The 20,562-nt window shown below is 61.3% G+C and carries 16 protein-coding genes and 2 pseudogenes; 10 read left to right on the forward strand and 8 right to left on the reverse strand.

Going from position 1 to position 20,562, the window contains the following annotated elements; translation table 11 throughout:
* The 10 genes and pseudogenes from Q1A75_RS05580 to Q1A75_RS05625 all read left to right on the forward strand — a co-directional run.
* Positions 1–239, forward strand: a pseudogene (locus Q1A75_RS05580) (hypothetical protein); the annotation flags it as partial.
* A gap of 202 nt (positions 240–441) precedes the next feature.
* Positions 442–2,202 carry an urease subunit alpha gene (gene ureC / locus Q1A75_RS05585; protein ID WP_299552060.1) on the forward strand — a complete coding sequence of 587 codons (1,761 nt, stop codon included), beginning with the start codon at positions 442–444 and terminating at the stop codon, positions 2,200–2,202.
* Positions 2,203–2,370: 168 nt separating this feature from the next.
* Positions 2,371–2,541, forward strand: coding sequence for a hypothetical protein (locus Q1A75_RS05590; RefSeq protein ID WP_299552057.1), 171 nt, complete (start codon positions 2,371–2,373; stop codon positions 2,539–2,541).
* Between the two features lie 16 nt (positions 2,542–2,557).
* Complete coding sequence (gene ureE / locus Q1A75_RS05595; RefSeq protein WP_299552054.1) at positions 2,558–3,013, forward strand: urease accessory protein UreE; 456 nt, start codon at positions 2,558–2,560, stop codon at positions 3,011–3,013.
* Positions 3,010–3,639, forward strand: coding sequence for an urease accessory UreF family protein (locus Q1A75_RS05600; RefSeq protein ID WP_299552051.1), 630 nt, complete (start codon positions 3,010–3,012; stop codon positions 3,637–3,639). The genes ureE and Q1A75_RS05600 overlap by 4 nt, the downstream gene beginning before the upstream one ends.
* On the forward strand, positions 3,636–4,262 hold the full coding sequence (ureG, locus tag Q1A75_RS05605) for an urease accessory protein UreG (protein ID WP_299552048.1): 627 nt from the start codon (positions 3,636–3,638) through the stop codon (positions 4,260–4,262). The genes Q1A75_RS05600 and ureG overlap by 4 nt, the downstream gene beginning before the upstream one ends.
* A 218-nt stretch (positions 4,263–4,480) precedes the next feature.
* Entirely contained in the window at positions 4,481–4,606 is a 126-nt protein-coding gene (locus tag Q1A75_RS05610) for a hypothetical protein (protein ID WP_299552046.1), read from the forward strand.
* Positions 4,607–4,878: 272 nt separating this feature from the next.
* On the forward strand, positions 4,879–6,081 hold the full coding sequence (locus tag Q1A75_RS05615; protein WP_299591917.1) for an efflux RND transporter periplasmic adaptor subunit: 1,203 nt from the start codon (positions 4,879–4,881) through the stop codon (positions 6,079–6,081).
* A 4-nt stretch (positions 6,082–6,085) separates the two neighbouring features.
* Positions 6,086–9,199 (forward strand): efflux RND transporter permease subunit, encoded by a 3,114-nt coding sequence (locus Q1A75_RS05620; protein WP_299552041.1) that lies wholly within the window; start codon positions 6,086–6,088, stop codon positions 9,197–9,199.
* A gap of 318 nt (positions 9,200–9,517) precedes the next feature.
* Positions 9,518–11,062: a trimethylamine methyltransferase family protein gene (locus tag Q1A75_RS05625; protein ID WP_299552039.1), complete on the forward strand. Its 1,545-nt coding sequence runs from the start codon at positions 9,518–9,520 to the stop codon at positions 11,060–11,062.
* A gap of 97 nt (positions 11,063–11,159) precedes the next feature.
* Here Q1A75_RS05625 and Q1A75_RS05630 read toward each other — a convergent pair whose 3' ends face one another.
* The 8 genes and pseudogenes from Q1A75_RS05630 to Q1A75_RS05665 all read right to left on the reverse strand — a co-directional run bounded on the left by Q1A75_RS05630 (position 11,160) and on the right by Q1A75_RS05665 (position 20,428).
* Positions 11,160–12,485, reverse strand: a complete 1,326-nt coding sequence (locus tag Q1A75_RS05630; RefSeq protein WP_299552036.1) for an FAD-binding oxidoreductase — start codon at positions 12,483–12,485, stop codon at positions 11,160–11,162.
* A pseudogene (locus Q1A75_RS05635) lies at positions 12,482–13,968 on the reverse strand (aldehyde dehydrogenase). Before Q1A75_RS05635 ends, Q1A75_RS05630 begins: the two are co-directional and overlap by 4 nt.
* A gap of 3 nt (positions 13,969–13,971) precedes the next feature.
* The gene (locus Q1A75_RS05640; RefSeq protein ID WP_299552033.1) at positions 13,972–14,916 is read right to left on the reverse strand and encodes a dihydrodipicolinate synthase family protein; all 945 of its coding nucleotides are present in this window, start codon (positions 14,914–14,916) and stop codon (positions 13,972–13,974) included.
* Positions 14,913–15,620 (reverse strand): GntR family transcriptional regulator, encoded by a 708-nt coding sequence (locus tag Q1A75_RS05645; RefSeq protein WP_299552030.1) that lies wholly within the window; start codon positions 15,618–15,620, stop codon positions 14,913–14,915. The genes Q1A75_RS05640 and Q1A75_RS05645 overlap by 4 nt, the downstream gene beginning before the upstream one ends.
* A 63-nt stretch (positions 15,621–15,683) precedes the next feature.
* Positions 15,684–17,921: a molybdopterin cofactor-binding domain-containing protein gene (locus tag Q1A75_RS05650; RefSeq protein ID WP_299552027.1), complete on the reverse strand. Its 2,238-nt coding sequence runs from the start codon at positions 17,919–17,921 to the stop codon at positions 15,684–15,686.
* Positions 17,922–17,923: 2 nt separating this feature from the next.
* Complete coding sequence (locus Q1A75_RS05655; RefSeq protein ID WP_299552024.1) at positions 17,924–18,382, reverse strand: (2Fe-2S)-binding protein; 459 nt, start codon at positions 18,380–18,382, stop codon at positions 17,924–17,926.
* A 103-nt stretch (positions 18,383–18,485) separates the two neighbouring features.
* A complete protein-coding gene (locus Q1A75_RS05660) occupies positions 18,486–19,301 on the reverse strand; it encodes a hypothetical protein (RefSeq protein WP_299591915.1) in 816 nt (271 codons plus the stop codon).
* Between the two features lie 14 nt (positions 19,302–19,315).
* Positions 19,316–20,428: an S-(hydroxymethyl)glutathione dehydrogenase/class III alcohol dehydrogenase gene (locus Q1A75_RS05665; RefSeq protein WP_299591921.1), complete on the reverse strand. Its 1,113-nt coding sequence runs from the start codon at positions 20,426–20,428 to the stop codon at positions 19,316–19,318.
* Between the last annotated feature and the right edge of the window lie 134 nt (positions 20,429–20,562).

The raw sequence follows: 20,562 nt of genomic DNA on the forward strand, positions 1-20,562 counted from the left end.
CGCCACCAATGCCCCCCAAAGTCGAGAGAACACTGGATCAATCATCGCAGATCGATGCAGAAGTCATAAGACAAGCCCAAACACGCCTAACACAGGATCACGCCCGGCCCGAGGGTGGGCGTATCACGCCCGCCCTGGGGGGCGGGTCGGGCGTGATCCGGTCCGCTGCGCGGCCCGGGTGCAAACCTCAAAACCAACCACGGTATTTTGCGATGATGACGGTAAAGAAAATCGTGTAGGCGATGGCCTGCAACCAAAATTCAATGCTCGACATAGGGTGTTTTCCTTTTTTCAATTGGCGATGATGTCATTGAACAGGTGCGAGTATTGGCGAGCAATGCACGGCACTTTCCCTACCAAAATCCGAGAAAGCCAATGACTTTCAGATACTTATGGATCTGCCATGCACGGGCATTTCTGAACGCAGCAAAAGGTTGACACATGCCCACATCCATCTCCCGCCGCGACTACGCCGCCATGTTCGGCCCCACCACGGGCGACAAGGTGCGGCTTGCCGACACGGACCTGATCATTGAGGTTGAGCGTGACCTGACCGCCGAGGCAGCGGGCCAAGCCGCCACCGGCGGCAGTGGCGACAACGCCATGCTCTATGGTGAAGAGGTCAAGTTCGGCGGCGGCAAAGTCATTCGCGACGGGATGGGACAGTCTCAGGTCACGCGGGCTGATGGCGCGGTTGATACCGTCATCACCAACGCGCTGATCGTGGACTGGACAGGCATCTATAAGGCCGATGTGGGCCTGAAGGACGGGCGCATTGCGGCCATCGGCAAGGCGGGCAACCCCGACACGCAGCCTGGCGTCAATATCATCATCGGCCCGGGGACAGAGGCCATCGCAGGCGAAGGCAAGATCCTGACGGCGGGTGGGTTTGACAGCCACATCCACTTCATCTGCCCGCAACAAATCGAAGATGCTTTGCACTCCGGCCTCACCACCATGCTGGGCGGCGGCACCGGCCCAGCGCACGGGACACTCGCGACGACAGTGACCCCCGGGCCTTGGCACTTGGGCCGGATGCTGCAAGCGGCGGATGCCTTCCCGATGAACCTCGCCTTTGCGGGCAAGGGCAACGCCTCCCTCCCCGCCGCGCTCGAAGAACAGGTCAAAGCGGGCCCCTGTGCCATGAAACTGCACGAAGATTGGGGCACGACCCCGGGCGCCATCGACTGCTGCCTGTCGGTCGCTGACGACATGGACGTGCAGGTGATGATTCACACAGACACGCTCAACGAATCCGGTTTTGTCGAAAACACCGTGGCCGCCATGAAAGGCCGCACCATCCACGCCTTCCACACCGAGGGCGCAGGCGGCGGGCACGCGCCGGACATCATCAAGATCTGCGGGGAAGAGCATGTGCTGCCCTCCTCCACCAACCCGACCCGCCCCTTCACCGTGAACACGCTCGAAGAGCATCTCGATATGCTCATGGTCTGCCATCACCTCGACAAATCGATCCCCGAGGATGTGGCCTTTGCCGAAAGCCGCATCCGGCGCGAGACCATCGCGGCCGAGGATATCCTGCACGACATGGGCGCGTTCTCGATCATCGCGTCCGACAGCCAGGCCATGGGTCGCGTGGGCGAGGTGCTGATCCGCACATGGCAGACCGCCGACAAGATGAAGAAGCAACGCGGCCCGCTGCCCGAAGAAACCGGCGACAACGACAACCTGCGCGTACGTCGCTATATCGCCAAATACACGATCAACCCGGCCATCGCGCACGGGATAAGCCACGAGATCGGCAGCATCGAAGTGGGCAAACGTGCCGACCTGTGCCTTTGGGACACAGCCTTCTTCGGGGTGAAGCCCGAGATGGTGCTGCTGGGAGGCACCATCGCCTGCGCCCAGATGGGTGATCCAAATGCCTCTATCCCAACGCCACAGCCGGTCTATACCCGCCCGATGTTCGGGGCCTATGGCCGGTCGGTGGAACGCTCTGCCGTGACCTTTGTTTCAGCCGCGGCACAGGCCGAAGGGATCGGGGCGTCGCTGGGGCTGGCGAAGGATACGGTGGCCGTTCAGAACACCCGGAACATTGGCAAGAAAGACCTCAAGTTGAACGACGCGACACCACATGTCGAAGTGCATCCCGAGACATACGAGGTGCGGGCGGATGGGGAATTGCTGACGTGCCAACCGGCCGAGGTCCTACCAATGGCGCAGCGGTACTTCTTGTTTTGAGACGGGCCCGCATTCATTCGTCCCACGCGGCCTCTCGCCGGGCAGCCCTCGTCCCAACGGTGGGGCTTTCAGACCTGCAAGACATGCAACACGGCCATGCAAGACCGTGCCTGACTACCACTACGGAAAAGCATTACCTGTCGATAGGAGAAACAAAACAGGTGTCCCATGACCCTCTTTCAGCGCATTGCCGCTTTCCTGACGTCGATCAGCGTGCCGCATGGCGCGATGGTACAAACGCAAGCCATCTACGCCCTCACGGAGGCCGAGCTGAAAGCACGCGGCCTCAAACACCGCGAAGCGGCCCGACAGATCATGACCAACGGGAAGTGGTCCTAAGCGCGGGGTCCACCCCATGCTGACCGCCCAACATTACCACGACCACACCCATGGTGACGCCGCCGATCACGTGTCGCTCACCTACGAAGACCGGTTCCTGCGGCGCAAGGTCCTTACCCTCGCCTCTGGCACTCAATTGCTGGTGGACCTGCCCCAGACGACATCGCTGGGCCATGGCGGTGCGCTCATCGCCACGGACAAGTCCGAGATCAGAATCGAGGCAGCCCCTGAACCCCTGCTCGCAGTCACTGGCGACAGCCTGCACCGCATCGCGTGGCACATCGGCAATCGCCACACCCCTTGCCAGATCGAAGCGGACCGCCTGCTGATCCAGCGCGATCACGTCATGGCCGACATGTTGGCCAAAATCGGGGCAACCACACGCGAAGTGGTGGAACCGTTCACCCCCGAGGGCGGTGCCTATGGCCACGGGCGCACCCACGGGCACGATCATTCACACAGCCACACATGAGCCACGCGTTGACCCTCATGCAATGGCTATCGCCCACCTTCCCGGTGGGCGCGTTTGCTTATTCGCATGGGTTGGAACAGGTCATCGCGGACGGAACGGTCACGGACGCCGAAACGCTGCAAGACTGGCTGGAGGCGCTGCTCGCCCATGGCTCTGGACGAGCGGACGCGGTCCTGCTGGCCGCAGCCTATGGCGCGGACACACCGGCACATGTCGATGCAACGGCCCGCGCTTTTGCCGCCAGTGCCGAACGGCTCAAGGAAACCGACCTGCAGGGCGCAGCTTTCTGTGACACCGCCCGCAAGGTTTGGGGGATCGAGATCACGGGCCTCACTTATCCAGTGGCCGTCGGAACCGCTGCCCGCACCATGGACATTCCACTGGCCGAGGCCCTGCCGCTTTACCTGCACGCCTTCGTGTCGAACCTCGTTTCTGCCACCCAACGCGCCCTGCCCCTCGGCCAAACCGACGGCCAGCGGGTGCTGGCAGCCCTTGCCCCAACCATCGCTGCCACCGCAAGAGACGCGCAAGTGACCCCGCTTGACGCACTGACCTCCACCAGCTTCGCCGCCGACATCGCGGCCATGCGCCACGAAACCCTCCAGCCTCGGATATTTCGCACATGACACAACTCAACGGCCCCCTTCGCATCGGCATCGGCGGTCCCGTGGGCGCGGGCAAGACAACGCTAACCGCCGCCCTTGCCGCCGCCCTCAAGGACCAGCATTCCATTGGTGTGATCACCAACGACATCTACACACAGGAAGATGCCGAGGAACTGATGCGTCGCCAAATCCTGCCACAAGACCGGATCATCGGCGTTGAGACCGGAGGCTGTCCACACACAGCCATCCGCGAGGACGCGTCGATCAACCTTGCCGCCGTGGCCGAGATGCGGCAACGCCACCCGGACGTCGATGCCATTCTGATCGAGTCAGGTGGCGACAACCTGTCGGCCACCTTCTCCCCCGAACTTGCCGACATCACGCTCTATGTCATCGACACGGCAGCGGGCGAGGAAATCCCCCGCAAGGGTGGTCCCGCCATCACCAAATCCGACCTTCTAATCATCAACAAGACCGACCTCGCGCCGCATGTGGGCGCGTCGCTCGAAGTGATGGAACGGGATGCGAAACGGATGCGCGGTGCACGGCCTTTTGTCTTTGCCGCATTGCGTCACGGCAAGGGGGTGGACGAGATCATCACCCATATCCGCGCCTTGTCGGGCCTGGGGCTGACCACAGTGTAAGGCGCATATCCATGCGCCACATTGGCTTGGAAATCTGCAACCAGATCTCCCGATCCAATTGAAACGTCGCGCAGATACCGGCGCGCGCCAGGGCATCCTGCCGACCGCATCGCACCCTGTGGAGCGGCAGACCGGGCTTTGGTCGGCCAGATCCCGATGCAGACCGGGAAGACCGTCGAGCGGCGCATCTTTTGCGCCATTGCAAATCAGATCATTTGATGATGCGATCCGAACGTTTCACGCGGCAGGGCCGCCTGTCCGTCGCAGTTATTCCGTCCGATGCGGCCAAGCAGCAATGGATCGCTTTTCCAGCGGTATCTCACGCCCTGCGGGGTGGATATTGATCCGTACAGCCCGCCCGTCAGGGTGACGCGGAACCGCCAATACCGATCAGTACCAGAGAGGTGTTCCAGCCCTAGAACCCGGCAGACGGGCATGAAAGCGCCTAGCCCAAAACCGTTGCGACGGAAATGCGGTGCCGCGGCGTAGAATGAGGATCACAAGGCAAAACGCGCCTCTTGGGCGTGGCATAGCCCGGCATCAGGTTCGTTGGTGCGCGTTAAATGAAACCAGTTGCTTCGACCATGGGCAGCTCAACCTCAGACAACGGGACGGCATGATGAACATTTTGCGGCAAATCGGGTATACAGGCGTTCTGCTCGCCGCTGCGACGGTCGCCGTCGCGCGGTACTATCCAGACTCACACGTCATGTTTCGAAGCCTTGGCATTCCGGATACGGTCCTTGGGCTTGCCAGCCCAGAGCAAGACACGGCACAAATCCCGGCAGATGGCAGGCGTGGGCCGCCAAGAGGCGGCGCACGTGCAACCCTCGTCACCACAGCACCGGTGTCCACCGGCGTGATAAATGCGACTGTGCAGGCCATCGGATCAAGCGAGGCGCTGCGATCCGTATCTGTCGTTCCGCTGGACGATGGTGTACTGACCGAAGTCGCCGTGCGTTCCGGGGATATCGTCACAGCCGGGGCTGTGCTTGCGCGGTTGAACTCCGACACCGAGGAAATTGTCCGTGACCGCGCCCAGGTGACGCTGAACAACGCGCAGAAAACCTATGCGCGATACGAGGCATTGATGAAGTCCAATGCCGCATCACAAAGTGAATTGGACAGCTTGCTGTCGGACCGCGATGACGCTGCCCTTGCCCTACGCGAAGCAGAGGTCGCCCTGGAACAGCGTACGGTTTTTGCCCCGTTCGACGGGCATGTGGGGATTGTTCCGATCGAGGTCGGGGATCACGTAAGCACACAGACCGAGATTGCGATGGTGGATGATCGATCAAAGGTGGTTGTGGATTTCTGGGTGCCCGAGCGGTTTTCCAGCACTGTTGCCATTGGTCAACCAGTCAAGGTGACCTCGCTGGCGCTGTCGGGTCTTACCTTTGACGGAACGGTCAGCGCGATCGGCAGCCGGGTGGAAACTGACAGCCGTACGCTTCAGGTGCGGGCACAAGTCGACAACCCCGATGACATGCTGCGGCCGGGCATGTCGTTTTCGATCTCCATGGCGTTTGCGGGCGCCACCTATCCCGCCGTCGATCCGCTGGCGGTGCAATGGGACGCGGATGGGTCCTATGTCTGGGTCGTTGCCGATGGTGGCGTCGCCGCGCGTACGCCCGTTCGCATCGTGCAGCGCAACGCCGCCTCCATTCTGATCGACGCCGATGTCGATACGGACACGCAAGTCATCACCGAAGGGATACTGAACGTCCGCGACGGCGCAACGGTCACGGTTCAGGGCGCGTCCGCGGCCGCGGCTGGCGTTGCCGCGATCGCCGGGACTGACCCGGCAAACGAAGGCTGACAGGATGCAACAGGACACCTCACCTGCGCCATCTTCCAACACGTCGGACATGACGGCGCTGTTTGTGCGTCGTCCGGTGCTGGCCATCGTCGTCAACCTGCTGATCCTTGTCGGGGGTCTGGCGGCACTCTCCGGTGTCGCCATTCGCGAGTTGCCGGAGGTCGACAGCCCGACAATCACCGTTTCCAGTTCCTATTCCGGGGCCTCGGCAGAGACGATGGATCAGGAAGTTACAAGCGTCATCGAGTCTGCGGCAGCGCAGGTGCCCGGGGTCAAATCCATGTCCTCGTCATCCTCATACGAGGACAGCCGGGTCACAATCGAGTTTACCACGAGCACCGATTTGAACGTCGCCGCATCGGACATGCGGGACGAAGTCAGCCGGATCACGGGCAGCCTGCCGGACGAGATTGACGACGACCCCCGCATCGTCAAGGCAGACGCGGATTCACAGCCTGTCATGCGTCTGGCCGTGACATCCGCAACAATGAAAATCGATGCCCTGACTGATCTGGTGGACGATGAAATCGTGGACCAGTTCGCGGCGGTGGAGGGGGTCGCCGATGTCGAAGTGTATGGGGAGCGCGAGGGGACATTCCTGATTGATATCGATCAGGCACAAATGGCCACGCGTGGTTTGACGGTCGCGGACCTGACGGACGCGCTTGATGACGTGGCCCTGGATGTGCCCGCCGGATCGCTGGAAAGCACCAGTCAGGATTTCACGGTGCGTGCGACCGCAGGTCTGCAAACGCCTCAGGAGTTTGAGCGCCTGATCCTGGCCGATGACATTCGCCTTGGCGATGTTGCTCTTGTCACGCTGGAGCCGGATGAGGAATCCTCGGCCTTGCGGGCCAATGGTCAGACAGGCATCGGGATGGGCATCATCCGTCAGGCCGGATCAAACACGTTAAGCATTTCCAATCAGGTCCGTGCGGTCGTGGACGCTCTGAATGAAACGCTCCCTGAAGAGGTCCACATTGCTGTCACCAGCGACGACGCGACCTTTATCAACGGTGCCATCACCGAGGTCCTCAAATCCCTGGCGCTGGCCATCGCGATCGTGGTGGCTGTGATCTATGTCTTTTTGCTGAATGTCCGTGCCACGCTGATCCCGGCGCTGACCTTACCGGTGGCCCTGATCGGCACGGTTGGCGGCATCTGGCTGGCCGGTTTTTCGATCAATATCATTACCCTGCTCGCCCTGGTTCTTGCGACAGGCATGGTGGTCGATGACGCCATTGTGGTTCTTGAAAACATCGTCAAGAAACGGGACGCCGGCATGCCTGCGCGTGCCGCTGCGGTGCGAGGCACACGCGAGGTATTCTTTGCCGTCATCACCACCACAGCAACTTTGGCGGCTGTCTTTGTCCCCTTGTCCTTCCTGCCGGGTAAATCCGGCGGGCTGTTCCGTGAATTCGGCTATGTGCTGGCGATGGCGGTCACCCTCTCTTCGTTTGTGGCACTTTCGCTATGTCCGATGTTGGCCTCGCGCTTGCTTTCGGGAAAAACCGGCGACAGCGTCCCGGCTCAACCCGGCCTGTTTCTGCGGTTGGGCGGGGCATGTCGCAGTCTCTATGGACGGGTTCTGCGCGCCTGTCTGGCTGCCCCGATTGCCGTCCTGACTGTCGCGGCCTTGTTCGCCGGTGCAGCCTTCGTGACATACGGCACGCTGGACGAAGAATTGACGCCACCCGAGGACCGCGCGGTTGCGTTGCTGAGGGTTTCCGCCCCGGAAGGGGCAAGCCTTGCCTATACCGACAGCCAGCAACGGCGGATCGAGGCGTTGTTGCAGCCGTTCCGGGAAAGTGGTGAGGTCGAATATATCTTCTCCATTGCAGGCAGGGGCGGCAGCAACCAGGGGTTCATGGTCATGACCCTCACCCCGTGGGAAGATCGCGCGCGCGGGCAGGACGAAATCGTGGCCGAGATGAACCAGCTGATTGCGCGCGTAAACGGCGTGCGGGCCTTCATCATTCAACCCAACTCGCTGGGTATTCGCGGGGGCGGTGAAGGGCTGCGCATGGCGATCACGGGCACCGACTATGCCGAGTTGTCAGAGGTCGCGAATGCGCTGCGCGCCGCGCTGGAACAAGACCCCGACATGGGCCGGATTCAGGTGTCTTACGAAACCACCCAGCCGCAGATCTTCATCGATATTGATCGTGAACGCGCCGACGATCTGGGCATCGATATCACCGGGCTGTCCGGGGCGCTGCAGGCCCTGCTGGATGGCGATGAAGTGGGCGAGGTCTTTATCGACGGCGACTCGGTTCCGGTGAAACTGATCTCCTCCACCAACCCCGTGAACGACCCGACGGACCTCGAGAACATATTCCTCAAGGCATCGAACGACCGGATCGTGCCGATGTCTTCCATCGTCTCGATTGAGGAAATAGCCGTTGCTCCGTCGCTGGACCGGGAAGAGCAATTGCGCGCTGTCGTCATAACCGCGGAACTGTCAGATGGGCTGGCCCTGCGCGACGGGATCGAACGTTTGCAGGCCGCGGCACAGCCAATCCTGCCCGCCGGAACGGGGCTGATTCCGCTGTCCGAAGCCGCAACGCTTGATGAAACGTCCAGTGGGCTCGGGATGGTATTCGGCTTTGCAATCGTGATTGTCATTCTGGTTCTCGCGGCGCAATTCGAAAGCTTCATCAGCAGCTTGATCATCGTTGGAACCGTGCCCCTCGGGCTGGCCTGCGCGGTTTTTGCGCTGGCCTTTACGGGTATCAGCCTGAATGTCTACAGCCAGATCGGTTTGGTATTGCTGGTCGGCATCATGGCCAAGAACGGGATCCTGATCGTGGAATTTGCCAACCAGCTTCGCAACGAAGGCGCGTCTGTCATCGAGGCCGCGGAACAAGCCGCATTGCAACGCCTGCGCCCAGTCGTGATGACGATGGTATCCACCGTGCTTGGGGGTGTGCCGCTGGTCGTGTCGTCAGGCGCAGGTGCAGAAGCACGCGTGTCATTGGGCTGGGTCATCGTCGGGGGTCTTGGGCTGGCAACACTCGCCACGCTCTTCGTCACACCCGTCGTTTACAAACTGCTCGCGGGCTTCTCGAAACCGCAAGCCGAAGAGATGCGCAGGCTTGAAGCAGAACTTGCCACGTAGCAGCACGGCAATCGCTTGCGGCAGTGATACAGGATTCGGCAAACAATTGGATCACATTGCCGGTTGCCGCCGGTCGTGCAGACCTTTGCCTCGCGCACCTTGGTGCTCGGACCAGTCGTTGATCGCAAGCGCAACACTGCGGGGTCGGGTCGACCTCGCGCATGAAGGTCACCGCATCTGACGTTCAACAGGATACCCAAGGCGCAACAGCCCCCTGACATACGAAACGTCGCTCTCAGACCAGTTGCTTCGTATGCGAGACGACGTGCAAAGCCTTGGCGCGGTTCACTCTGGTCAAGACCCAGAGGGAGGCCACGTATGTCACAAACCCGCACCCGATCCGGTGGCCGCGCCAGCCGTCGCGCCCTGCGCGCCGCACCCAATGTCGCCATGTTGCCCGGCCTCAGGAACACGTTGCCCTGGTGCGAGATCATGGACGGATCACAGGTTGAACGGATCGATGCCGCGTCTATGGATATCCTCGAAAACGTGGGTGTTGTGTTCCGCGACGATATCGCACTGGCCGATTGGAAAGCTGCAGGGGCCAAGGTGGTGGGCGAAACCGTCTATCTTGACCGTGGCCTTGTCCGCGATCTGACCGCAACGATCCCATCGGACTTCACCTACCACGCCCGCGATCCGCAAAAAAACGTGCGCCTTGGCGGGCGGCACAGCATCTTTGTCCCGATGACCGGCGCCCCCTTCCTGCGTGATCTCGAAGATGTGCGCCGCAATCCCATGCTCGACGATCTAGCGATGTTCCACAAGCTCAGCCACATGATGCCCGGCCTGCATTCATCGGCCCACCATATCGTGGAACCCTACGATCACCCGATCAGTCACCGCCATCTGCGCATCACCTATTCATCCATGAAACATTCGGACAAGACATTCATGGGCATGACGACCAGTCCAAAGAATGCCGAGGACGTCATGGATATGTGCGCCATCCTGTTTGGCGAAGAGTTCATGGAGGATCACCCGGTCACAACGGGCAACTGCAACGGCAACTCGCCCCTTGTCTGGGATGAAACCATGCTGGGGGCCATGCGGGCGTTTTCCAAACGCAATCAACCTGTTCTGTGTTCGCCCTTCGTGCTGGGTGGCGCCAACACCCCGGCCTCGGTCGCCGCGTCCGTCGCGCAATTGAATGCAGAGGCGCTTTCGGCCCTTGCCTACACGCAAGTGATCCGTCGCGGTGCCCCCGCGATCTACGGCCACTACCTGTCCACCGTGTCGATGAAATCCGGTGCCCCAATGGCTGGCACACCCGAAATCTCCATGATGAACTTCATGATCGGCCAGATGGCGCGGCACTATGGCGTGCCATGGCGCACATCGAACACGCTGGGCGGGGCCAAGACCTTTGATGCGCAGGCAGGCTACGAAAGTGCCACGACCCTGTCCGCCGTGATGCATGCCGGGGCAAATTACATCTGGCATTCCGCGGGTTGGAACGAGGCGGGCATGCACTGTTCCGTCGCCAAGTTCATCGTGGACGCCGAACAATGCGCGATGGCCTACCGCATGGCCGAGGGTCTGAAATGGGATGATTTCGAAACCGCCCTTGCCGCGGTGCCTGACGTGGGTCCGGGCGGGCACTATCTGGGCCATCCGCACACCCAAGAGAACTTCCAGACCGCGTTTTTCATGCCAGAGCTGTTTGACAACAATTCGATCGAACAATGGCAGGCCGAAGGATCAAAAGAGATCACGGAACGCGCCTTGGCACACGCCGTCAACCTTTTGGCAACCTATGAGGAGCCAAAATTGGATGAAGCCGTGGATGAAGCGCTGCACGACTACATCGCAAGACGGGAGCGGGAGATACCGGCAGCAGACGCTTTGAATCAGGGCTACTGATATGCGAAGGAATTGTGAGTAAAATGCTGGTTTGTCTCTTTTTAGATATTTTAACCGCAAAATCTGTGCGTGAGAGCCCCATAAAATTGAATTTCCGCTATTCGTCGCCTGCCCGCCACTCCTTCCACCGCAAATAAGCGTTCGCACCAAGCGTCGCAAAAGGCTGCGGCGGCAGACGCTTCGGCTCCGCTTCTGCCTCGAAATAATCCGCAATCTCAGACTGCTGACCACAGCACCGATCCGCCGCGGCGATGCCCGTCAACGTCCCCCGCGCCGTACCAAGCCCGTTCTGCACACAGGCACTGAAGAGCCCCTGCTCGATCTCGCGCGCATGGGCCACACCGTTCAGGGATAGGCACAAATGCCCACCCCACACCTGGGCCTGACGCACACCTGTTAAATGCGGAAACCGTGCGGCAAAGGCGCGCGCATGCGCGCGTGCCGCCCGCCCCATGTCGCGGTCCGTCGGGTGCATGCCGGGCCGCACCGCCGCGCAGTTTCGGGTGACAATCCGGTGCCCACCCTGCCCCGTATCAATCCGGCGCACCGTTGTGCCCATGGGATCGGACGGCGTCACGCCCCAACGCGGTTCGCCACCCACCACCTCCGGATCCAACTCCTCGGTCATGGAGGCAAACAGGAACAACTGCACCAACCGCCCCCGCGCCACGCCAAAGCTCTCCAAATGCCCGTTCACGGCAAGGATCACACGCTCAGCCGTGACCGACCCTTTGGGCGTCCGCAACACCCAGTCCCGCCCCGCACGTTCAAAACGCAACACCGGGCTACGGTCATACAGCTCCGCACCACGCACCACACCGGTCGCCAAACCGCGCACATAACCTGCGGGCTGCAACATGACGGTGCCCGGCGTGTACAGACCAGACCGATAATGCGCTGAACCGGTCAACTCCTTCATCGCCGCAGCATCCAACCACTCATGGGGCTCTCCCAACCCCTCCAGGTGCTTGGCGTAACTGCGGTTATGCGCATCGCCCGCTTCTGTCGCTGCACCATTAACCTTGCCCGCAGGATCGAAATAGTCCGGCGAAATGTCGTAATCAGCCACCGCGTCGCGGGCAAATGCAATCGCCGCGCGGTTCAACCGGGTCAGCATACGGTTGTCCCCGGCACCCGCATAGTCTTCGGACGCAAGATCATGTGGCAGATCAATCATGAAACCGGAGTTGCGGCCCGCCGCGCCATCCGCCACACGCCACGCGTCCAGCACAACCACCCGCGCCTGCGGCCAGTGCTGCAGCACACGCCGCGCCGCCGACAGTCCCGCAAAACCCGCGCCCACAACGGCCACATCTGCCGTCACCTGCGCCTCAAGCCGTGGGAAAACAGGCCCCGGTCCCAAAATTTCCGCCCAGCCCGCCGGGCCGCGATGCCGCGGCAAGCGGCGCGCGGCATATCTCATTCCACGGCCTCATCGGCATCATCAGACAAATCCACCCAGATTGTCTTGATCTGGGTGTATTGATCATGAGACTGCACCCCGTTGTCGCGCCCACCAAAGCCCGACATCTTCATGCCCCCGAACGGTGTCGCAATGTCACCCTCTCCATAAGCATTGACCGTCACGGTCCCCGCCCGCAACATCCGTGCCCCGCGCAGGGCGCGCTTGGCGTTGGAGGTAAACAGGGACGCACACAAACCATAGGGCGTGTCATTGGCAACCGCCATAGCCTCGTCAAACGAAGCCACCGGGATCACGGCCAAGACCGGACCAAAAATCTCATCCTGCGCCAACGGATTGTCCGACGAAGCTGAGACAACGGTTGGAGAGACAAAGGGCTTATCCACAGAACCACCCACAAGGATATCCCCGGCTTTCTCCACATATCCACAGACTTTATCAAAATGCGCACCACTCACCAACGCCCCCTGCCGCGTCTCGGGGTCCAGCGGATCACCCACGGGCAAATGGCGCATATGGGCTTCGATCCGCGAGAGCAGGTCCTCCCGCACATCCTCATGCACGATCAGACGCGAGATGGCGGAACAGTTCTCACCCATGTTCCAGAACGCACCGTTGACAATGTGCTGTGCCACACGGTCAAGGTTCTCGGCATCATCCATGACGACACAGGGGTTCTTGCCGCCCATTTCCAACACAACCTCTTTTGCATTGGACTCCGCGGCATAGGTCAGGAACTTCAGGCCCGTCTCGGTCGATCCGGTAAAGCTGACCATATCGATATCCATATGGCGCCCGATGGGTTCACCCACATCCGGCCCATGCCCGGGAACAACATTCAGCACCCCGCGCGGCACACCGGCCTCCGTCGCCAACTCAGCGAGCCGCAAAGCAGTCAGCGACGTCTCCTCGGCAGGTTTCAACACCACCGAACAGCCAGAGGCCAGAGCAGGCCCGATCTTCCACGCCATCATCAACAGCGGGAAGTTCCACGGCAAAACCAACCCGACAACGCCCACGGGCTCGCGCACCACCATGGCAATGTGATCATCCGAAGCGGGCGCAACGGAATCGTAAATCTTGTCGATGGCTTCCGCATGCCACTTGATGCAATGAATGGCCTCGGGCACATCGACAGTCTCGCAATCAAAGATCGTCTTGCACTGTCCACACTCTCCAGCACGGCCAGTTCGCGGGCATTGCGCGTCATCAGCTTGCACAGCCGGATCAACACATCCTTGCGATCACTCGGGTGCAACCGCGACCAGCGCCCGTCCTCAAACGCCTCGCGCGCCTTGGTCACTGCGGCATCCACATCCTCGGCCCCGCAGGCCGCTACCTGTGCAATCACGTCCCCGGTTGCCGGGTTCACGCTGTCAAAAGTCTTGCCGGATATCGCAGGCCGGAACCCACCATCAATAAAGGCGCTTGTGGCCGGTGTCAGATCGGCGGCGATGGCCTTGTATTCCTCGGTCGTCAGCATGGTTCAGCCCTCCGCTCTTTCTTGTCCTGCCGCTGGCTCGGCCTCGATCTGTGCGATGGTGGTCTTCAGCACGCGGATCACCTGTTCCAGCGCGCGCTTGTCATCCTTGTTCAGCGCCTTGAGCGGCGGTCTGATCGCGCCTGTCTCAATGCCCTGGAACGTCACACCATACTTGATGCATTGCACGAACTTGCCGCCCTGCTCCAGCACCCGCATCAGCGGCATCATGGCCGACATGATGCGGCGGCCCTTGTCGAAATCCCCCTCGACCACGCAGGCGCGCCACAGCGCGATATGCTCGTCAGGCAGGAAGTTCGACCCGCCACAGACCCAGCTTTTTGCCCCCCAGGCAAAGAATTCCAGCGCCTGATCATCCATACCACAGGACATCTGGATATGCGGATAATCCCGCGCCAGCAGGTGCACCCGGTTGATATCACCCGAACTTTCCTTGATCGCGCAAAAATTCCGGGACCGGCCCACGCGGTCCAAAAACTCCTCGCCCATATTCACGCCCATCCGACCCGGATAGTTGTAAAGCATGATGGGCAGATCGACGGCAGCGTCGATGGCCAGCGCGTTCAGCGCGTTTTCCCGTTCGGTTGGCACGGCATAGGGCGGGGTCGCAACCAGCAAGGCGCTCGCACCCACGTCTTTACCTCCCTTTGCCAACGCCATCATGTCGGCGGGCAGCATCGCGCCTGTCCCCATGATCACCGGCACCCGGTCCGCCACGGTCTTGATCGTCCGCTCTGCCACCTCAAGCCGTTCGGCAACGGTCATGGCATAGTTCTCGCCCGTTGATCCGCCCGAAATCAGGCCGTGCACGCCAGCCGCGATCAACCTTTCGAGCACCGCATCCAGCGCCCCGAAATCCGGCGAGTAATCCGCATTAAACGGGGTGACAACGGGGGTGTAGATCCCGTTGAATTCCATGATGGGCGTCATTGGCGCACCTCCTGTGGGGGTGGGCCCAGTGGCAGATCAAGGCCACCGGGCATGACAAACTGAGCGATCCGGTCACGCGACAGGGCCCAATGGGCTTGCGCCAGCTCTCCGGCCTGCGCGGCATCGCGTGCGTCGATTGCCTCGATGATCTGTTCGTGGTGGTCGCGAGCGGTTTTGATGGTGTTTCTGTCAGCGTCGGTGCGCGGAGCGTAGAAGGTCATCGAAATGCGGGCGTGATCCAGCAGCAAACGGTTGAAGCTGGGCAGCAGGAACGCGTTGTCCGCCATCTCGCCCGTGATGCGGTGAAACCGGTCATTGGCAAGCGCACGGTCTGCAGTTGCGCCGTTGCGCAGCGCACGGATGAACATGTCCTGCGCCTCGGCCAGTTCGATGATCTGTGCAGGAGTCCGGTTTTCCGCTGCCAATTGCAGGATCGCCGCGTAGATCATGGGTGCGGCGATGAAAAAGGCGCGAAGCGAGGCATGCGACATCTCCGACACCTGCGCACCCCGGTTCAGGCGTAGGGTGACATATCCCTCGCCTGCCAACTGCCGCAGCACTTCACGCATAGGGGTGCGGGACAGGCCATGCTCCGCACACAAGCGCGCCTCATCGAGATCTGCACCCGGCGCCAGTTCAAGCGTCAGGATGGCCGCGACAAGGGCGTCATAAGCATTGGATTTCGGAGACGACTCAGATTGCATACAATATGTATACAAAATCTGTCCCCGCGGGGACAATCCGGAAAAGTAAGGCGCACCTGTCGGTCAAACAAAATCGATATGTTTGTTCATCGGCATCTCGCGAACCCGCTGCCCGGTTGCCGCAAAAATGGCATTGGACAGGGCCGCCGCAGCCGGTGGCACCATGGGCTCACCCATGCCACGCACGGTGTCGCCATTCTCCAAACCACGTACGAAAATCTCTGGCGTTTGCGACAGGCGCATGCCTTCGAAATCATAGTAGTTCCGTTGCTCCGCCATGCCATCTGCGATGGTGATCTCGGAGTTCATGGCATGACCCAAAGCCCAGACGATGCCGCCTTGCACCATGTTTTCAAAGTTGATCGGGTCGATCACGCGGCCCACTTCAGCAGCCACCCAGACCTTGTCGATCTTGATCGCACCGTCCATGTTTGTGACTTCGACCACTTCCGCCGTCGGGACACCAAAGGACATGCAGAAGGCAACACCACGCCCCTTGTTTGGCCCCAAGTCGCTGCCCCAATTGGACATTTCAGCGACGGCTTCCAAGGTCTTGCGAGACGGATCGTGCCAACACAGCCGCATCCGCTCCTCCATCGGATCGGCACCCGCAGCATGGATCAGCTCATCCAGAAACACATCATGGAAGAACCCGTTGGTCGACGCACCCACCGATCGCCAGCTTGACACGGGCGCAAGCTCTGGCGCGCGATAGCCGGTCACGCGGTAGTTCGGGATCTGCATCGGCTGTTCCCAAGCCCCCGCTACGATTTGCAGGTCAGGGCCCGGCACAGGCAGGCCCTGCCGTCCCATCTGGCTTGCCACCACGGAGGGCATGGCGATGCCCAGATCATAAGCCTCGACCTTGCCGTCCTTCACCACGCCACGTCCGCGCGCCATGGCGATCTGGCGGGTATCGTTCTGGACGGTGTCCTCTTCGCGGCTGTAGGTCAGCTTGACGGGCGTGCCCTTCATTTGCATTGCGATTTCAGTGGCTTCGCGCACGACCCGATCCTCAAGACGGTGACCAAAGCTGCCGCCCATCATCAACACATGGACAAAAACCTGATCGGTATCGAGCCCGGTCAGCTTCGCCACGTTGGTCTGCACAAACCGCGGAATCTGCGTGCCGGTCCACACATCCGCACGGTCGTCCGCGACCTGCACGACGGCAGAGATCGGCTCCAACGGCGCGTGGGCAAGGTAGGGTGCGCGGTACTCGGCCTCGACCACCTCGGCCCCTTCCAATGCAGCGTCGACATCTCCGTCATCACGGAAGCGGCTGTCCTGATGGTCCGAGGTGAAGCTGTCGGACAGGGCCTGCCAGTGCTCTGCCTGCTCCGCCGGATAGGGGGCTGGTCCCCAATCGACATCAATCGCGTTCACGGCCTGAATGGCCCGCCATGTGTTGTCGGCCACGACGGCCACACCGTCCGTCACCTGCACCACGTCGATGACGCCCCGCATCTCGCGCGCGGCCTCTGCGTCAAAGCCGTTCATCATCCCCCTGCGGGGGCTGGTACGGACGGATGCGTGCACCATCCCGTCCATTTCAAAATCAATACCATAGGCTTGCGTGCCCGTGGATTTGGCAAGGATGTCAACGCGCTCCATCTCTTTTCCGACAAGGCGCCAGGTGGAGGGATCGCGCAAGGTCACATCGTTGACCGGGTCCATGGACGCCGCAGTGGCCGCCAGTTCGGTATAGGCCAGTGATCCGCCACCGGGCAGGATCACCGCGCCTTTTTCCGTCTTGAGATCGGCGACATTCGCCCCCGTCTGCTGCGCTGCCGCTGCTTTCAACGTCTCGCGCGCGACGGCCCCGGCAAGGCGCAGCTTTTCAAAACTGTCGGGCACGGTCGTCGAACCGCCGGTGATCTGCATGCCCATGAACTTCATCATCGCATCCATGATCCCGCGTGTCGTGTCAGCAGCAAACCCATCATCGGTGGATCGGAAGGGCGCCGCTTCGGCACTCAAAGCCGTGTTGTAGTAGGCGGGGTCAGGCATACCGGGATCGACGCTGACCTGATCCAGTTCGACATCAAGCTCCTCGGCAATCAAGGCGGCCTGCACGTGGTAGGCCCCCTGCCCGCTGTCCGCGCGCGGGGTGATGAGCGTGATGCCGGTACTGTCGATTTTGACGTAAGGCGTCAGCGCTGCTTCGCCTTCGGCCAGATCGTTCAGGAGCGGGTTCGAGACCGGGCGCTTGTAGGCATAGTAGCCAAAAGCGACGCCACCCACGACGGCAGCAGAGCCAACCAAGAAGGTGCGACGCGCGATTTTTCCGATACGGCCCATGATTACGCCTCCTGCAGCTTGGTGGCGGCGGTTTTGACGGCGGCGCGGATGCGGGAATAGGTGCCACAGCGGCACAGATTGCCGTTCATCGCATCATCAATATCGGCGTCTGTTGGTGCCGGGTTGAGCGCAAGCAAGGACGCCGCCTGCATCATCTGGCCGGACTGACAGTAACCACATTGGGCCACCTGATGTTCCACCCACGCTTTTTGCACCGCGTGCATGGCGTCGGGGGTGCCGAGCCCTTCGATCGTTGTTACATCACCCCAGACATCCGCCGCTGCGGTCTGGCAAGAGCGCACCGCTTCGCCGTCAATGTGCACGGTGCATGCCCCGCATTGCGCGACCCCGCAGCCGTACTTCACGCCCTCGATGTTCAACTCGTCCCGCAGGACCCAAAGCAGTGGCATGTCATCTTCGACATCCACCTCGTGTTCCGTGCCATTGACCGTGAGTTTCATCGCGCGCTCCTGAAAGGGTCGGTTTCACATAGAAGATATGTCAGGGCCGCCCGATAGTAACTTGCAAATCACGCCAATCGAAGTGAATATGACGCCAAGTCATTTATGGGCGCGCATAGCGCACATAGGCGAAAGCGGCCCCGTCGGGCGACCAGTTGGGCACGTTGATGGATCCCTGCCCGCCATGGAATTCAGCTAGGGTACGTGCCGCACCGCCGTCCTGCGGCATCAGCTTCAGTGCAACGTCCTGGCCACGGGGGTGGCCCTCAACATCTTCTGGATAGGCCAAGTATAGCACGCGGCGCCCATCCGGCGAAGGGTGCGGGAACCAGTTGACCGGTGCGTCATCCGTCATCTGCTGCAAGTCCGTGCCGTCGGTGCGCACGCGCCAGATATCCGGGGTCGCGCCGTGGTGATCCGAGTTGAACCAGATCCATTGCCCATCGGCTGAATAATCCGGGCCGTCCCTGTGCCCGGGCCCGGAGGTCAGTTGCGTTTCGTCCCCACCCGTGACCGGGATGGTGCAGATCTGAAACAGGCCGTCGCGCCGTGCCGTGTAGGTCAGGGTTGTGCCGTCGGGCGACCAACCGTGGAAATAGGACGGAACCAGAGGTGTCACCCGGTGCGGCGTGCCGCCCGTTATGGGCAATGTGTAGATGCAGGATGTGCCCCGCCCGGGGCTTTCGCTGACCACCAGCGTTTTGCCGTCTGGCGAAATCCCGTGATCGTTGTTCAGCGCACGGAGCGTCCCGGTGTCGATCCAGTGGATCGCACCATCGGCAAGGGTCAGGCCAAACACCCGTCCCCCACCATTCAAAACCAAAAAGGTCCCGCAAGGGGACCAGTTCGGTGCCTCGATCAGATCGGGCGTTTCATGGATAACCTGCTCGACGCCGGTGGCGACGTCGTGCAGGACCACGAAGCTGTGTGGCGTCAAAATTCGACGACGGCGCGGATTGACTTGCCTTCGTGCATCAGGTCGAAGCCGTGGTTGATTTCGTCCAGCGTGAGTTTGTGGGTGATCATCGGGTCGATCTCGATCTTGCCGTCCATGTACCAGTCCACGATCTTGGGCACGTCTGTGCGCCCCTTCGCCCCGCCAAAGGCGGTGCCGCGCCAGACGCGACCCGTGACCAGTTGGAACGGGCGAGTTGAGATTTCGGCACCCGCCGGGGCCACGCCGATGATGATCGATTCACCCCAGCCCTTGTGGGCTGCCTCAAGAGCTGTGCGCATCACGTTCACGTTTCCGGTGGCGTCGAAGGTGTAATCCGCCCCACCGTTGGTAAGTTCGACCAGGTGCGCAACCATGTCACCGTCGACCTTGGACGGGTTCACGAAATCGGTCATGCCGAAACGCGTGCTCATCTCGATCTTGTCGTCGTTGAGGTCGACGCCGACGATCTGATCCGCGCCCGCCATCTTGAGGCCCTGGATCACGTTCAGGCCGATGCCGCCCAGGCCAAAGACGATGCAGCGGCTGCCGATTTCCACCTTGGCCGTGTTGATCACCGCGCCGATGCCGGTGGTGACGCCGCAGCCGATGTAGCAGATCTTGTCGAACGGCGCGTCCTTGCGGACTTTGGCCAGCGCGATCTCGGGCACAACCGTGTGGTTGGCGAAGGTGGAGCAGCCCATGTAGTGGTGGATCGGCGTGCCATCGAGCATCGAGAAGCGCGTGGAGCCATCAGGCAGCAGGCCTTGCCCTTGGGTCGCACGGACCTTTTGGCAGAGGTTCGTCTTGGGGTTCAAGCAGTACTCGCACTCGCGGCATTCGGGCGTGTAGAGCGGAATAACATGGTCGCCGACTTCAAGCGTCGTGACGCCCTCGCCCACTTCGATCACCACCCCTGCGCCTTCGTGGCCGAGGATGGCCGGGAAGATGCCTTCAGGGTCGGCGCCGGAGCGAGTGAACTCGTCGGTGTGGCAGAGGCCGGTCGCCTTGATCTCTACCAGCACTTCGCCCTTGCGGGGGCCATCGAGGTTCACCTCCATGATTTCAAGCGGTTTGCCAGCCTCAACTGCGACGGCGGCGCGGGTTCTCATCATGGTCTGTCCTTCCGTTCGGTGTTTGGGGCATGTGAGCCAGCGGAAGGTCGGTCTGTCAAATGGAAAGCGTCGACGCGGGTGGTGGATCGGCCCTTCGGGAAGGATTTTTTTGAAACAGGGAAGCATGGACG

This window comes from uncultured Tateyamaria sp. (assembly GCF_947504105.1).
In the GTDB taxonomy this organism is placed as follows: Bacteria; Pseudomonadota; Alphaproteobacteria; order Rhodobacterales; family Rhodobacteraceae; genus Tateyamaria.